We start from the raw sequence: 14,313 nt of genomic DNA, 5'->3' as shown, positions 1-14,313 counted from the left end.
AGGCGCACGCAAGTCTCAATATATAAATATACATCCCATATATAGGGAGTGCGCGTGCAAAGGAACCGGCCTGGCGGCAATAGCGCTCTTGAGGCGCCATCGCCGACAGGCCGGATCCTGCATCAGGTCGCAGGTCAGAAAATAGACAGGTCCAATTCGCGCATCGCCCCCATCCAGATCGCGTAGTCGGTGTGATCTTTCAGGTCATCGCCGGTATCGGGGTGCAGGAACACCACCAGGCCATTGCGGTTGAGCGCCAGCCACGGCAACACCACGCCGATGTATTCGGCGTCGAACGCCAGTTGGCAACTCCAGTCCGGGTGCGGGCCGACGGGCCGTTCATGCACGCGGCCCATGCGCAGCGGAAACAGCCTGGCACCGTCCTCGCACAAGGCCCGCGCCTGGTCGATGGTGCTGGCGTCAAAGTAGATGTGGGCGTGGTAGCCCTTGATACGTTGCATGTCGGACTCCGGATCCACTGTGCGCCAAATCCTAGACCGCAATCGATGGCAGGGCCAGCCCGGTCAGCGACTGCGCGCTGCTGGCCTGCTCCGCCACCAGCCAGTCGACAAAACGCTCGACCAGTTGCCCACGCCGCTTGCGCTGGGGTTGCACCACGTAATAGCCGAAGCGCGAGATCACGGTGTCGCCGATTGGCCGGCACAGCCAGTTCTGTTCCAGCAGGTTATCCACCAGGTGGCGCCAGCCGATGGCCACGCCCTGGCCGGCAATCGCCGCCTGGATCAGCAGGGTGTAGTTGTCGAAGCGCAGTTGCCCCGGTGTGGGCGCGGTGCTGATGCCCAGCTCGCGAAACACACCACTCCAGTCGAACCATTGGCTGTTGTTTTCCTGGCGCAGGTGCAGCAAGGGGAAATCCTGCAAATTCTGAACGGTCAGCGGCACGGCCTGGTCCTTGAGCCACTGCGGGCTGCAGACCGGGAATACTTCCTCGTTGAACAGCCACAGGCTGTCGCCCTGTTTGAACCGGCCATCACCGAAGAGCACTGCGACGTCGATATCGCTGCGCAGGGTCGCGTGGTTGCGCTCGCTGGTCACCAGGCTCACGTCGACCTGAGGGTTGGCCTGGTGGAAGCGATGCAGGCGCGGCATCAGCCAATAGGCGGCGAAGGCGAAGTCGGTGGCCACTTGCAGCACTTCATGCTGGTCCTGCTGGGTAATCGCGCTGAGGCCGTGATTAATGCTTTGCAGGCCGCCTTGCACATGCTCGAACAGCAGGGCACCGGCGTCGGTCAGCTCGATGCCACGGTAGATGCGATCGAACAGGCGGATCGCCAGCTGTTCTTCCAGGCGCTTGATCTGCTGGCTGATCGCGGGCTGGGTGGTGCTCAGCTCCATCGCGGCAGCGGTAAAGCTGCGGTGGCGCGCGGCGGCTTCGAAGGCGCGCAACAAGTCGAGGGACAGGTCACCGAGGGCTTCATACATAAGCTGTGCTTATCCTAGACATTGCTTTTCATGGGCTTTACCCCATTTTCCATGGGCTGCATGCTCATTCGCATAAACACCGCCTATGGAATGCCGAAGACCCATGAAGCGCAAGAACATTCTTTTCATCATGGCCGATCAAATGGCCGCGCCGCTGCTTCCGTTCTACGGACCTTCCCCGATCAAGTTGCCCAACCTGAGCCGCCTCGCCGCGCAGGGTGTGGTGTTCGACGCCGCTTATTGCAACAGCCCGCTGTGCGCGCCGTCGCGATTTACCCTGGTCAGCGGCCAGTTGCCGAGCAAGATCGGCGCCTACGACAACGCAGCGGATTTCCCCGCCGATGTCCCGACTTATGCCCACTACCTGCGTCGTCTCGGTTATCGCACGGCGCTGTCGGGCAAGATGCATTTCTGTGGCCCCGATCAGTTGCATGGCTATGAAGAACGCCTGACCAGCGATATCTACCCGGCCGACTACGGTTGGGCAGTGAATTGGGATGAGCCGGACGTACGCCCCAGCTGGTACCACAACATGTCCTCGGTGCTGCAAGCCGGCCCTTGTGTGCGCACTAATCAGCTGGATTTCGACGAAGAGGTGGTGTTCAAGGCCCAGCAATACCTGTTCGACCATATCCGCGAAGACGGCGACCAGCCGTTCTGCCTGACCGTGTCGATGACCCACCCGCACGACCCGTACACCATTCCCAAGCCGTTCTGGGACCTGTACGACGATGCCGACATCCCTTTGCCTGCAACACCCGCGCGAGGCGACCTCGACCCGCATTCGCAACGCCTGCTCAAGGTCTACGACCTGTGGGACAAGCCGCTGCCGCTGGCCAAGATCCGCGATGCCCGCCGCGCCTACTTCGGCGCGTGCAGCTATATCGACAGCAATGTCGGCAAGCTCCTGCAAACCCTGGAAGACACCGGCCTGGCCGATGACACGATCATCATCTTCTCCGGCGACCATGGCGACATGCTTGGCGAGCGTGGCCTCTGGTACAAAATGCACTGGTTTGAAATGGCTGCGCGCGTGCCGCTGCTGGTCAGTGCGCCGGGGCAGTTTGCCGCGGGCCGCGTGACCCACGCCGTTTCCACTGCCGACCTGTTGCCGACCCTGGTGGAGCTGGCCGGCGGCGAGCTGGACCCACGCCTGCCGCTGGATGGCCGCTCGCTGCTCCCGCACTTGCTGGGGCAGGGCGGGCATGACGAAGTGTTCGGCGAATACATGGCCGAAGGCACCATCAGCCCGCTGATGATGATCCGCCGTGGCGCCTACAAGTTCATCTACAGTGAGGACGATCCTTGCCTGTTGTTTGATGTACATAACGACCCGCACGAGCGGGAGGACCTCAGCCAGGCACCGGAACACCGGCCACGGTTCGAGGCGTTTTTGCGTGAAGCGCGGGCCAAATGGGACATCCCGGCGATCCACCAGCAGGTGCTCGCCAGCCAACGCCGTCGTCGCCTGGTGTTTGAGGCGCTGACCCAAGGCAAGCTGAAGAGCTGGGATCACCAGCCACTGGTCGACGCCAGTCAGCAATACATGCGCAACCATATCGACCTCGACGACCTGGAGCGCAAGGCACGTTATCCACAACCCTGCCAAAACCAATAAATACAGAGGGAAGGCCATGCAAAAATTGACTGTGGTGCTGGGCATGCTGGCGTTGAGCTGCGCCAACGTGTACGCCGACACCGGTTGTGAGACGGTGAAGATGGCCGATCCAGGCTGGAGCGACATTGCCGCGACCAATGCCATCACCGGTTTCCTGTTGAGCGGCATGGGCTACAAGGCCAAGGTCGACACCCTGGCGGTGCCGATCACCTTTGGCGGGCTCAAGGATGGCTAGGTGGATGTGTTCCTCGGCAACTGGATGCCGGCGCAACAGGGCTTCTACGACAAGTTCGTGGCCAATGGCGATGTGGTGCAACTGGCGAAAAACCTCGACGGCACCGAGTTCACCCTCGCCGTACCGGACTATGTGTGGGACGCCGGGGTACATGACTTCGCCGACCTGAACAAATTTGCCGACAAGTTCGACAAGAAGATCTACGGCATCGGCTCCGGCGCGCCGGCGAATATCTCGCTGCAGGAGATCATCAAGAAAAATGACTTCGACCTTGGCCAGTGGAAGCTGGTGGAATCCAGCGAACAGGCGATGCTTGCCGAGGTGTCGCGGGCAGTGAAGAAACAGAAGTTCGTGACCTTCCTCGGCTGGACGCCGCACCCGATGAACGTGCAGTTGAAAATGCATTACCTCAAGGGTGGCGAAAAGTACTTCGGTGACACCGGCAGCGTGTACACCTTGACCCGCAAGGGTTATGCACAAGCCTGCCCGAATGTCGGAAAACTGCTGACCAACCTGAGTTTCACCCAGGACATGGAGAACGCGATCATGGCGCAGGTGGCCAACAACAAAGTCAGCAATGCCGATGCGGCGAAGGCGTGGATCAAGGCTAACCCGGCGGTATTGGACAAGTGGCTGGACGGCGTGAAAACCGTGGATGGCCAGGATGCACTGGCCGCCGTAAAAGCCAAACTCTGAAGGCAACACCACCCCCTGTAGGAGCCGGCTTGCCGGCGAAGCACTCGAAAACGCCGCGTTTTTTCACACAACCCGCGTTATCGTTACCCACCTTCGCTGGCCCGCCAGCTCCTACAGTATTTCGAGCAGCCCGATGCCCCGGCCCACCCGCCAATCACTCTTCCCCTTCCTCGCCTGGCTCCCGCGCCAGACCCGCGCCAGTGTCGGCCGCGACGCGATGGTCGGCCTCAGCGGTGCCGTGCTCGCCTTGCCGCAGTCGATTGCCTACGCGCTGATTGCCGGTCTCCCACCCGAATACGGCCTGTACGCCGCCATCATCCCGGTGCTGATCGCCTGCCTCTGGGGCTCGTCCTGGCACCTGATCTGCGGCCCCACGGCGGCCATTTCCATTGTGCTCTACGCCAGCGTCAGCCCGTTGGCCGTGCCCGGATCACAGGACTACATCACCTTGATCCTGCTGCTGACCTTCCTCGCCGGGGTGTTCCAGTGGCTGCTGGGCATGTTGCGCTTCGGCGCGCTGGTGAATTTCGTCTCGCATTCGGTGGTGCTGGGTTTCACCCTCGGCGCCGCCGTGGTGATCGCACTGGGGCAATTGCCTAATCTGCTCGGGCTGGATTTGCCCAGCCAGGCCACAGCGATCAACAGCCTGCTGGCGCTGATCGACCATGGCGGCGAGTGGGACCACGCTTCCTTGGGCCTCGGTTTAGGCACGTTGCTGGTGGGTGCGTTGCTCAAAGTGCTGGTGCCGCGCTGGCCGACACTGCTGATCGCGCTGGCCCTTGGCAGCCTGGCCGCCTGGGTATGGCCGGCGATGTTCGGGCATGTGGCGCTGGTCAGTTCGTTTATCGGCAAGCTGCCACCGTTCAGCCCGTTGCCGATGGACCTGGACATGATCCTGCGCCTGCTGCCCAGCGCCGTTGCAGTGGGCATGCTGGGGCTGGTGACCAGCCTGTCGATTGCCCGCTCGCTGTCGGCGCGCTCGCAACAATTGCTCGATGCGAACCAGGAAGTTCGCGCGCAGGGTTTATCCAATATTGTTGGCGGATTTTTCTCCGGCTATCTGTCAGCCGGTTCCTTTACCCGCTCCGGCCTCAGCTACGAGGCCGGTGCCTGCTCACCCTTGGCCGGGGTGTTTTCTGCCCTCTGGGTCGCGCTCTTCGCACTGTTTGGTGCGGCGCTGATCGCGCATATTCCGATCCCGAGCATGGCCGCCAGCATCTTGCTGATTTGCTGGGGCCTGGTTGACCAACGCGGCATTCGCGCATTGTTCCGGGTCAGCCGCGCCGAGTTCGTGGTGATGAGCCTGACGTGCGTCGCCACGTTGTTGCTGGAGCTGCAAACGGCGATCTACGCGGGGGTGCTGGCCTCGCTGTTTTTCTACCTCAAGCGCACGTCGCAACCGAGGGTCCAGCAGTGGCGCGACGGAGATGAAGATGTGTTGCGCGTGGGCGGCTCGATCTTTTTCGGCGCCAGCCATTACCTGCAAGTGCGCCTGCAAAGCCTTTCGGGCGAGCGGGTGGTGATCGAGGCGCAGCAGATCAACTTTATCGACTATTCCGGCGTCGAGATGCTGCACCAGGAAGCGCGGCGGTTGCGGGGGTTGGGGCGTAGCCTGACGTTGCGCCGGGCCAGGCCGCAGGTGGTGGAAGAGTTGAAAAAGCTGGAAGGGGCGGATAAATGCCCCATCCATTTCGAAGACTGAACGCGGTTAAACCTGTGGAAGCTGGCTTGCCTGCGGTTGCGGTGTATCAGTGCCAGGTGTGTGGCTGACCCACCGCTATCGCAGGCAAGCCAGCTTCCACATTGGCCATGCCCACATCAGATAGCTTCAGGCCAGCTGCCGCCGCAGCTCAGCTAAAACCGGGGCCGACTCCGGGCGCACGCCGCGCCACAGGAAGAACGCTTCCGCGGCCTGTTCCACCAGCATGCCCAGGCCATCCATCGCCACGGCGGCACCTTGCTCAGTAGCCCAGCGACAGAACGCGGTCGGTTCCTTGGCGTACATCATGTCGTAGCAGAACGTCTTGCCCGGTTCGATCAGGCTGCCGGCAATCGGCGGTACATCGCCTGACAGGCTGGCGGACGTGGCGTTGATGATCACGTCCACCGGCTCACGCAGCCAATCGAAACCACTGGCGGACACCGGGCCCAGATCGTCGAACAGCTCGGCGAGCAATTCGGCTTTTTCCACCGTGCGGTTGGCGATGATCAGTGAGGCGGGCCGCTCGGCCAGCAACGGCTCCAGCGCGCCGCGCACCGCACCACCGGCACCCAGCAACAGAATGCGTTTGCCCTGCAGGCTTAACCCGGCGTTGACCGTCAGGTCGCGCACCAGGCCGGCGCCGTCGGTGTTATCGCCGAGCAAGGTGCCGTCGGCCAGTTTGCTCAGGGTGTTCACAGCACCGGCGCGTTGGGCGCGTTCGGTCAAGGTATTGGCCAGGCGGTAGGCGTCTTCCTTGAACGGCACGGTGACGTTGGCACCACGGCCCTGCTGAAAAAACTCACGGGCGCAGGCGGTAAAATCCTCCAGCGGCGCCAGCAGGGTGCTGTAGTCCAGGTGCTCGCCGGTCTGCTCGGCGAACATCCGGTGAATCAGCGGCGACTTGCTGTGGCCGATAGGGTTGCCGAATACCACATAACGATCCATCAGACGGCCGCCTTGGGCGCAGCCACGCCAAGCCAGTCGCGGTCTTGCAGGAAGTAGTCAGTGAGGCGTGCTTCTTCGCTGCCGGCTGCGGCTTTCCAGTCGTAGCTCCAGCGCACTTGCGGCGGCAGCGACATCAGGATCGACTCGGTACGCCCGCCCGACTGCAGTCCGAACAGGGTGCCGCGGTCGTAGACCAGGTTGAACTCAACGTAGCGGCCGCGGCGAAACTCCTGGAATTCGCGCTGCTGCTCGGTGTAGGCCATGGCTTTGCGGCGCTGCACGATGGGCAGGTAAGCGTCGATGTAGGCGTCGCCGATCGCGCGGATGAAGGCGAAGCAGGTGTCGAAGTCCCACTCGTTCAGGTCATCGAAGAACAGCCCGCCGATACCCCGGGGCTCGTTGCGATGCTTGATGTGGAAGTAGCTGTCGCACCAGGCCTTATAGCGCGAGTAGACCTCTGCACCGAACGGCGCACAGGCCTGCTCGGCCACACGGTGCCAGTGGATGCAGTCTTCTTCGTTGCCGTAGTAGGGCGTGAGGTCGAAGCCGCCACCGAACCACCACACCGGCTCTTCGCCGTCTTTTTCAGCGATGAAAAAACGCACGTTGGCGTGGGAAGTCGGCACATGCGGGTTGTGCGGGTGGATCACCAGCGACACGCCCAGGGCTTCAAACCCGCGACCGGCCAGCTCGGGGCGATGCGCGCTGGCGGACGGTGGGAGGCCGCTACCGAACACGTGGGAAAAGTTAACGCCGCCTTTTTCGATCACCGACCCGTTTTCGATCACACGGGTGCGCCCGCCGCCGCCGGCAGGCCGGGTCCAGGCGTCTTCGATGAAGCGAGTGTCCGTCTCGAAGGTTTCCAGGGCGCTGCAAATGCGGTCTTGCAGGTCAAGCAGGTAGGCCTTTACAGCCTCGGTGCGGGTAGTCATGGCATCACCTTGAATCGGGCAAAGCTACGCGAGGCCATTGGGCGTCGGCGGCAAATGGGCGCACAGGATACCACTGCACCCTGTGTCGCCGCAGTTGACGAAGGTCAAGCTTAGGAGTGGGATAGTGGGCTACGCGAAATAGACCTCAGGAGAAGTGCAGATGGCCAAACGTATCCAGTTCAGCGCCCATGGCGGCCCCGAAGTGCTTGAGTATGTGGACTACACGCCGGCAGAGCCGGGCCCGCAGCAGGTTCGCGTGCGTAACGAGGCCATCGGCCTGAACTTCATCGACACCTATTTTCGCAGTGGGCTCTACGCGCCGCCGGCCCTGCCATCGGGGCTCGGCGCGGAAGGCGCCGGCGTGGTCGATGCGGTCGGCAGTGAAGTCAGCCAGTTCAAGGTCGGCGACCGCGTGGCCTATGGCAGCGGCCCGCTGGGCGCCTACAGCGAATTGCACGTGCTGCCCGCCGCCAACCTGGTGCACCTGCCGGACGACATCAGCTTCGAACAAGCCGCCGGCGCCATGCTCAAGGGCCTGACCGTGCAATACCTGCTGCGCCAGACCTATGAGCTCAAGGGTGGCGAGACCATCCTGTTCCACGCCGCTGCCGGTGGCGTGGGCTCCCTGGCCTGCCAATGGGCCAAGGCGCTGGGCGTCAAGCTGATCGGTACGGTCAGCTCGCCGGAAAAAGCCGCGTTGGCCAAATCCCTCGGTGCCTGGGAAACCATCGACTACAGCAAGGAAAACGTCGCACAGCGCGTCCTGGAATTGACCGACGGCAAAAAGGTCCCGGTGGTGTACGACGGCGTCGGCAAGGACACTTGGCTGACCTCTTTGGACAGCGTGGCACCACGCGGCCTGGTGGTGAGCTTCGGTAACGCGTCAGGCGCGGTGGACGGGGTGAACCTGGGGATTCTGGCAGCCAAGGGCTCGCTGTACGTGACCCGCCCGACCCTGGCGACCTACGCCAGCAACCCGAAAGACTTGCAGGCCATGGCTGACGACCTGTTTTCGATGATCAAGAGCGGCAAGGTGCGCATTGATATCAATCAGCGGTTTGCGCTGGCGGATGCGGCCAAGGCGCAGACGGAGCTGTCGGGGCGTCGCACCACCGGGTCGACCATTCTGCTGCCGTAAGGCTTGAGGGTGCCATCGCCAGCAAGCCGGCTAAAGCGGGCCTGCCGGCGATGGGCACGATGCGCCCTCAGGACGGCCGCACCACCTCACCGGTTGCCAGGTTTCGAATCAGGCTCGGGTTCTTGCGCCCACCCAGGGCGCCGCCCAATACCAGGTCCACCTGGCCGCGGAAGTACTGCTCCACGCGAATTCGCGTGCGCGCGGCAGGACGGCCTTGAGGATTGGCCGACGTCGAAATCAACGGCCCGACCAGCGAACACAGGTCCCGCACCAGTGGGTGGTCGGTGACGCGCAACGCGACGGTGTCGTGCATCCCGGTCACCCATTCCGGCAACAGATCCTGGTGGGGCACCAGCCAGGTGTTCGGCCCCGGCCAAGTGCTGGCCATGCGGTCGATCCAGTCCTGCGGGAAGTCTTCGAAGAGAAAATCGAACTGGCGAATGTTGTCCGCCACCAGGATCAGGCCCTTGTCTACCGAGCGGTTCTTGATCGCGAGCAGACGGTCGACTGCCTCTTCATTCCACGGATCGCAGCCCAAGCCCCACACCGCCTCGGTTGGGTAGGCGATCACCGCGCCTGCGCGAATTTCTCGTGCGGTTTCCAGCACACGCCACCTGTTGACCATTGCTCACTCTCCGGACTAAAGCTCTGCGCAGTTTACCGATCTTCGTTACAAAACCTAGCAGCGCGCAAGCCAGCGCCCGCTTTCGCAGATCACCTGGCCTTCCAGCTCCAGTTCCGTCAGGGTCGCCAACACCTGGGACAACGGACGCCCGCTGGCAATCGCCAACCCCTCACTGGTGTGAGGCGCCGCGTGCAGCAGCGCCACCAGCGGATGCACCACCGGTATCGGCACCGGGCGAGACAACGCCTGCCAGCCGCGCAACCCTTCCAGAATGTGCTCGATGGTTTCCACCAGTACCGCGCCGTCGCGGATCAACTGGTGGCAGCCCTTGGCGCCGGGATGATGGATAGAGCCCGGAATCGCATACACCTCACGCCCCTGTTCAGCCGCCAGTTTCGCCGTAATCAATGAGCCGCTGGCGATGCTGGCTTCCACCACCAGCACGCCCAGGGACAGCCCGCTGATGATTCGGTTGCGTCGTGGAAAGTTGGCCGCATGGGGCGCGGCATCCAGCGCAAACTCGGAAACCACTGCGCTGCCATGGGCAATCATCGCTTCTGCCAGGCGTTTATGGCGCTGTGGATAAAAATTTTCCAGCCCCGTGCCGAGCACGCCGATGGTCTGGCCGCCGACGTCCAATGCCGCTTGATGAGCCGCACCGTCGATGCCCAACGCCAGGCCACTGGTGATGACAAAACCGGCGCTTGCCAGGCTGCGGGAAAAGGCAGCGGCGGTGTCCATCCCTGGGCGTGATGCCCGGCGACTGCCGACCATCGCCAACTGCGGTTTTTCCAGGATCCCGGGGTCGCCTGCGACGAATAAAAGCGGCGGCGCATCGTCGATCTGGGCAAGCAAGGCGGGGTAGTCCGGCTGGTCCCACATCAGCAAATGCTGGGCCGGGTGCTCAAGCCAGCCCAATGCCCGGCTGGCACCGTCGCGGATCTCGTGACTGCGCCGAGCCTCGGCGCTGATGGCTGGCAAACCCAGGGAACGCCAGGCACTGGCCGGCGCGCTGATAGCCTTTGAGGCCGAGCCGAATGCCTCGATCAATAAGCGGAAACGCTTCGGGCCCACCTCCGGCAGCCTGTGCAAGCGTAGTCGGGCTTCCAGTTCTGAAGGGGATATTTCACTGCTGTTTATCGGATACATCTGATCATCCTTGACCGGAACAAGCTGTGGATAACTCTGTTGGTAACTTATTTAGCAGGCTATTTATTGCGTTTGATCAGCACTCTCGAAACGATCCATTACGGCCAGGGGTCGGGAAGCACTGAGCACCAGGCCATAACTGAGCTTTTCATAGGTGCGAAACACCAACAGCGTGCCGGCGCGTTCGTCCGGTAGCGTGACCGGTGCGCCAGTCAGGGTGTCGCGCACGGTCGCGCCGGCCTTGATCAATGTCAGCAGTTGGCCTTCGACCACACCGTCACGGCGGCCTTTGTTCAGGGTGACGGCATCCAGCACGCCGATCTGGGTCACGCCCCTGGGGATATCGATGATCTGTCCCGCAATGAACGGCGCCGACCGGGATGCGCCAAAGTTGGCCGGATCGATGGCAGGTTGGACGCGCAGCAAGCGATCGCCAGGCCGGACCTCCTGGGTGACCCGATGCACGGCGAGGGTGGTGAGATCACCTGCGGTTACAAATTGTGCGGTGCCGATGTCATCCGCGTTGATACCCAGCAGCTCCTGGGTGTGCGGATCGGTGTAAGCCTTGCCGCGTCGCACGATTGCATAACCCGGCTGGGCAGGGTCCAGGACGCCCCGGGCATGCACGTGCTCGTCATGGGCGCCCAATACCCGGCCGTTGCCGGCGGCGACAATGTAGGGCGCGGTGTCCAGGTCGGTGGGCGAATCAAGAATGCGGTTGTGCAACAAAAAGCGCTGGATGGCCTGATAGGCCGGCGGATCCAGGCGCTGGACGGGTGCAGGAAGCAGGGCCATGGCAAGCGGGGCCCACAGCAGCAAGACGAGTAGCGATTTCCTCATGGGGTGAATCTCCTTTATTATGTGCGTTCGCGTGAAATGCCATAGCCTTCGCGGCTTGCGAGCCTTTCACACCGGCTGTCTGGGTCCATCCCAACGCCGATTTGCCTCTACCTCACATGTGCAGCAATTACGCTTATGGCTATTTTGAACATCCTCGAATTCCCCGACTCGCGCCTGCGCACGATCGCCAAACCGGTGGCCGTAGTGGACGACAAGGTTCGTCAGTTGGTCGATGACATGTTTGAAACAATGTATGAAGCCCCGGGCATCGGCCTCGCCGCGACCCAGGTCAACGTGCATCAGCGCGTCGTGGTCATGGACCTGTCGGAAGACCGCAGCGAACCGAGGGTGTACATCAATCCCGAGTTCGAACCGCTGACCGACGAGATGGGCGAATACCAGGAAGGCTGCCTGTCGGTGCCGGAGTTCTACGAGAACGTCGAACGCCCGCTGCGCGTGAAGATCAAGGCCCTGGACCGCGACGGCAAGCCGTTCGAGCTGATCGCCGAAGGCCTGCTGGCAGTCTGCATCCAGCACGAATGCGACCACCTCAACGGCAAGCTGTTTGTCGATTACCTGTCCACGCTCAAACGTGACCGGATCAAGAAGAAGCTGGAAAAAAAGCATCGCCAGCAAGCTTGATGCCCTTCTTCCAAAGGCTTGCTGCGGCAAGCCTTTTTCTTTTGTGACTGCTTTTAACCGAGACCTCCCATGACCGAGCCATTGCGCATTGTTTTTGCCGGCACCCCCGAATTCGCCGCCGAACACCTCAAGGCGCTGCTTGCCAGCCCCTATGACATCGTCGCGGTGTACACCCAGCCGGATCGCCCGGCCGGTCGCGGGCAAAAACTGATGCCGAGCCCGGTCAAGCAACTGGCGCTCGAGCACAACATTCCTGTGCTGCAACCGCCGACCCTGCGCAATGCCGAGGCCCAGGCCGAACTGGCCGCGCTGCAGCCGGACTTGCTGGTCGTGGTCGCTTATGGCCTGATCCTGCCGCAAGCGGTGCTGGATATCCCACGCCTGGGTTGCATCAACAGCCATGCGTCGCTGCTGCCGCGCTGGCGCGGTGCGGCGCCGATCCAACGCGCCGTGGAAGCCGGTGACCGTGAAAGCGGCGTCACCGTGATGCGCATGGAGGCTGGCCTGGACACCGGTCCGATGCTGCTCAAAGTCACCACCCCGATCACCGCCGCAGACACTGGCGGCAGCCTGCACGACCGCCTGGCCGAACTGGGCCCGCCTGCCGTGATCCAGGCCATCGCCGGGCTCGCCGCCGGTACCCTGGAAGGCGAAGTGCAGGACGACAGCCTGGCCACCTACGCCCACAAGCTGAACAAGGACGAGGCGCGCATCGACTGGAACCGCCCGGCCGTGGAGCTGGAGCGCCTGGTGCGCGCGTTCAACCCGTGGCCGATCTGCCACAGCAGCCTCAATGGCGAAGCCCTGAAGGTATTAGCCGCCACCCTGGCCGACGGTAAAGGTGCTCCCGGTGAAATCATCGGCGCCAGCAAGGACGGCCTGCTGGTCGCCTGTGGTGAGCAGGCGCTGTGCCTGACCCGTCTGCAATTGCCCGGGGGCAAGGCGCTTAATTTCAGCGATTTGTTCAACAGCCGTCGTGAGAAATTTGCCCTGGGCACGCTTCTCGGGGTGGTCGCGCAATGAATCCGCGTCTGGCCGCCGCCAAGGCTCTCGCCGCCGTCCTCAACGGCAAGGCTTCGCTGAACAGTTCGTTGCCCACGCAACTGGATAAGGTCGACGACCGCGACCGTGGCTTCACCCAGGACCTGGCCTTCGGCACTGCACGCTGGCAGCCGCGCTTGTCGGCGCTGGCGGCCAAGCTGCTGCAAAAGCCCTTCAAGGCGGCGGATGCCGATGTCGAAGCATTGCTGCTGGTGGGCCTCTACCAGTTGCTCTACACCCGTGTGCCGGCCCACGCGGCCATCGGCGAAACCGTCGGTTGCGCCGATAAACTGAAAAAGCCCTGGGCCAAGGCGCTGCTCAATGCCGTGCTGCGCCGCGCCCAGCGTGAAAGCGAAGCGCTGCTGGCCGAGCTGGAGCATGACCCGGTGGTGCGCACCGCCCACCCGCGCTGGCTGCAAAAGTCCCTGAAAGCCTTCTGGCCCGAGCAATGGGAAGCCATTTGCGCGGCCAACAATGCACACCCGCCGATGATCCTGCGGGTCAACCGTCGCCATCACCACCGGGACAGCTACCTGCAACTGCTGGCGGACGCGGGCATTGGCGCTACTGCCTGCGTGTACAGCGTCGACGGCATTGTGCTCGACGCCGCCACCGATGTGCGCAGCCTGCCGGGCTTTGCCGAAGGCTGGATCAGCGTGCAGGACGAAGCCGCGCAACTGGCCGCCGACCTGCTCGACCTGGCCCCCGGCCAGCGGGTGCTGGACGCCTGCTGCGCGCCTGGCGGCAAGACCTGTCACATTCTTGAGGTCGAAAAAGACCTCGCCGGTGTGGTCGCCGTCGACCTGGAAGCCAAGCGCCTGGTGCGCGTGCGGGAAAACCTCGCACGCCTGGGCCTGAGTGCCGAGCTGATCGCCGCCGACGGCCGCGACACCGCCACCTGGTGGGATGGCAAGCCGTTCCAGCGCATCCTGCTCGACGCCCCCTGTTCCGCCACCGGTGTGATCCGTCGCCACCCGGACATCAAGCTGACCCGCCAACCCGACGACATCGCCGCCCTGGCCGTGCTGCAAGGCGAGTTGCTCGACGCACTGTGGCCGACCCTTGAAGTCGGCGGCATCCTGCTCTACGCCACCTGCTCGACCTTGCCCACCGAAAACACCGAGGTGATCCAAGCCTTCCTCGCCCGCACCAGCGGTGCGCGTGAGCTCGATCTCGCCACGGCCGCCGGCATCAAGCAGCCCCATGGTCGCCAATTGCTTGCACAGGAAGGCGGACACGACGGCTTCTATTACGCCAAACTGATCAAGATTGCCGCCGCACGCGGCTGAATGGGTTTAAGGGAGTGA

The 14,313-nt window shown here is 63.0% G+C and carries 13 protein-coding genes and 1 pseudogene; 7 read left to right on the top strand and 7 right to left on the bottom strand.

Annotation, left to right across the window (positions count from 1 at the left end):
• Positions 1 to 134 precede the first annotated feature (134 nt).
• Complete coding sequence (locus tag QMX97_RS00760; RefSeq protein WP_065902730.1) at positions 135 to 461, bottom strand: DOPA 4,5-dioxygenase family protein; 327 nt, start codon at positions 459 to 461, stop codon at positions 135 to 137.
• Between the two features lie 31 nt (positions 462 to 492).
• Positions 493 to 1,443: a LysR family transcriptional regulator gene (locus QMX97_RS00755; protein WP_282395599.1), complete on the bottom strand. Its 951-nt coding sequence runs from the start codon at positions 1,441 to 1,443 to the stop codon at positions 493 to 495.
• A 103-nt stretch (positions 1,444 to 1,546) separates the two neighbouring features.
• Here QMX97_RS00755 and betC point away from each other — a divergent pair, with 103 nt between their 5' ends.
• From betC to QMX97_RS00740, 3 genes and pseudogenes are all read left to right on the top strand, one after another.
• The gene (gene betC / locus QMX97_RS00750; RefSeq protein WP_282395598.1) at positions 1,547 to 3,061 is read left to right on the top strand and encodes a choline-sulfatase; all 1,515 of its coding nucleotides are present in this window, start codon (positions 1,547 to 1,549) and stop codon (positions 3,059 to 3,061) included.
• 16 nt (positions 3,062 to 3,077) lie between these two features.
• Positions 3,078 to 3,992, top strand: a pseudogene (choX, locus tag QMX97_RS00745) (choline ABC transporter substrate-binding protein).
• Positions 3,993 to 4,125: 133 nt separating this feature from the next.
• Entirely contained in the window at positions 4,126 to 5,694 is a 1,569-nt protein-coding gene (locus QMX97_RS00740; RefSeq protein ID WP_065902726.1) for a SulP family inorganic anion transporter, read from the top strand.
• A 126-nt stretch (positions 5,695 to 5,820) separates the two neighbouring features.
• Here QMX97_RS00740 and aroE read toward each other — a convergent pair whose 3' ends face one another.
• Both aroE and hemF read right to left on the bottom strand, forming a co-directional pair.
• Positions 5,821 to 6,639, bottom strand: a complete 819-nt coding sequence (aroE, locus tag QMX97_RS00735) for a shikimate dehydrogenase (RefSeq protein WP_065902725.1) — start codon at positions 6,637 to 6,639, stop codon at positions 5,821 to 5,823.
• On the bottom strand, positions 6,639 to 7,571 hold the full coding sequence (hemF, locus tag QMX97_RS00730; RefSeq protein ID WP_065902724.1) for an oxygen-dependent coproporphyrinogen oxidase: 933 nt from the start codon (positions 7,569 to 7,571) through the stop codon (positions 6,639 to 6,641). Before hemF ends, aroE begins: the two co-directional genes overlap by 1 nt.
• Positions 7,572 to 7,731: 160 nt before the next feature.
• On the opposite strand from hemF, the gene QMX97_RS00725 reads away from it, so the two are divergent.
• On the top strand, positions 7,732 to 8,709 hold the full coding sequence (locus tag QMX97_RS00725; protein WP_065902722.1) for an NADPH:quinone reductase: 978 nt from the start codon (positions 7,732 to 7,734) through the stop codon (positions 8,707 to 8,709).
• A gap of 67 nt (positions 8,710 to 8,776) precedes the next feature.
• Here the strand turns inward: QMX97_RS00725 and QMX97_RS00720 are convergent, their stop codons facing one another.
• The 3 genes from QMX97_RS00720 to QMX97_RS00710 all read right to left on the bottom strand — a co-directional run bounded on the left by QMX97_RS00720 (position 8,777) and on the right by QMX97_RS00710 (position 11,323).
• Entirely contained in the window at positions 8,777 to 9,334 is a 558-nt protein-coding gene (locus QMX97_RS00720) for an L-threonylcarbamoyladenylate synthase (protein ID WP_065902720.1), read from the bottom strand.
• Between the two features lie 54 nt (positions 9,335 to 9,388).
• Entirely contained in the window at positions 9,389 to 10,483 is a 1,095-nt protein-coding gene (gene dprA, locus QMX97_RS00715) for a DNA-processing protein DprA (RefSeq protein ID WP_065902719.1), read from the bottom strand.
• A 63-nt stretch (positions 10,484 to 10,546) separates the two neighbouring features.
• Positions 10,547 to 11,323 (bottom strand): peptidoglycan-binding protein, encoded by a 777-nt coding sequence (locus tag QMX97_RS00710; RefSeq protein WP_106805563.1) that lies wholly within the window; start codon positions 11,321 to 11,323, stop codon positions 10,547 to 10,549.
• Between the two features lie 135 nt (positions 11,324 to 11,458).
• Here QMX97_RS00710 and def point away from each other — a divergent pair, with 135 nt between their 5' ends.
• The 3 genes from def to rsmB all read left to right on the top strand — a co-directional run bounded on the left by def (position 11,459) and on the right by rsmB (position 14,295).
• Positions 11,459 to 11,965, top strand: a complete 507-nt coding sequence (gene def, locus QMX97_RS00705) for a peptide deformylase (RefSeq protein WP_053127413.1) — start codon at positions 11,459 to 11,461, stop codon at positions 11,963 to 11,965.
• 69 nt (positions 11,966 to 12,034) lie between these two features.
• Entirely contained in the window at positions 12,035 to 12,988 is a 954-nt protein-coding gene (fmt, locus tag QMX97_RS00700) for a methionyl-tRNA formyltransferase (RefSeq protein ID WP_282395592.1), read from the top strand.
• Positions 12,985 to 14,295 carry a 16S rRNA (cytosine(967)-C(5))-methyltransferase RsmB gene (gene rsmB, locus QMX97_RS00695; RefSeq protein ID WP_201146228.1) on the top strand — a complete coding sequence of 437 codons (1,311 nt, stop codon included), beginning with the start codon at positions 12,985 to 12,987 and terminating at the stop codon, positions 14,293 to 14,295. The genes fmt and rsmB overlap by 4 nt, the downstream gene beginning before the upstream one ends.
• The last annotated feature ends 18 nt before the right edge of the window (positions 14,296 to 14,313 follow it).

This window comes from Pseudomonas sp. PS01298 (assembly GCF_029959745.1).
In the GTDB taxonomy this organism is placed as follows: Bacteria; Pseudomonadota; Gammaproteobacteria; order Pseudomonadales; family Pseudomonadaceae; genus Aquipseudomonas; species Aquipseudomonas aylmerensis.
The sequence above is the reverse complement of the archived record's forward strand: the minus strand, read 5'-3'. Positions and strand labels throughout refer to the sequence as shown.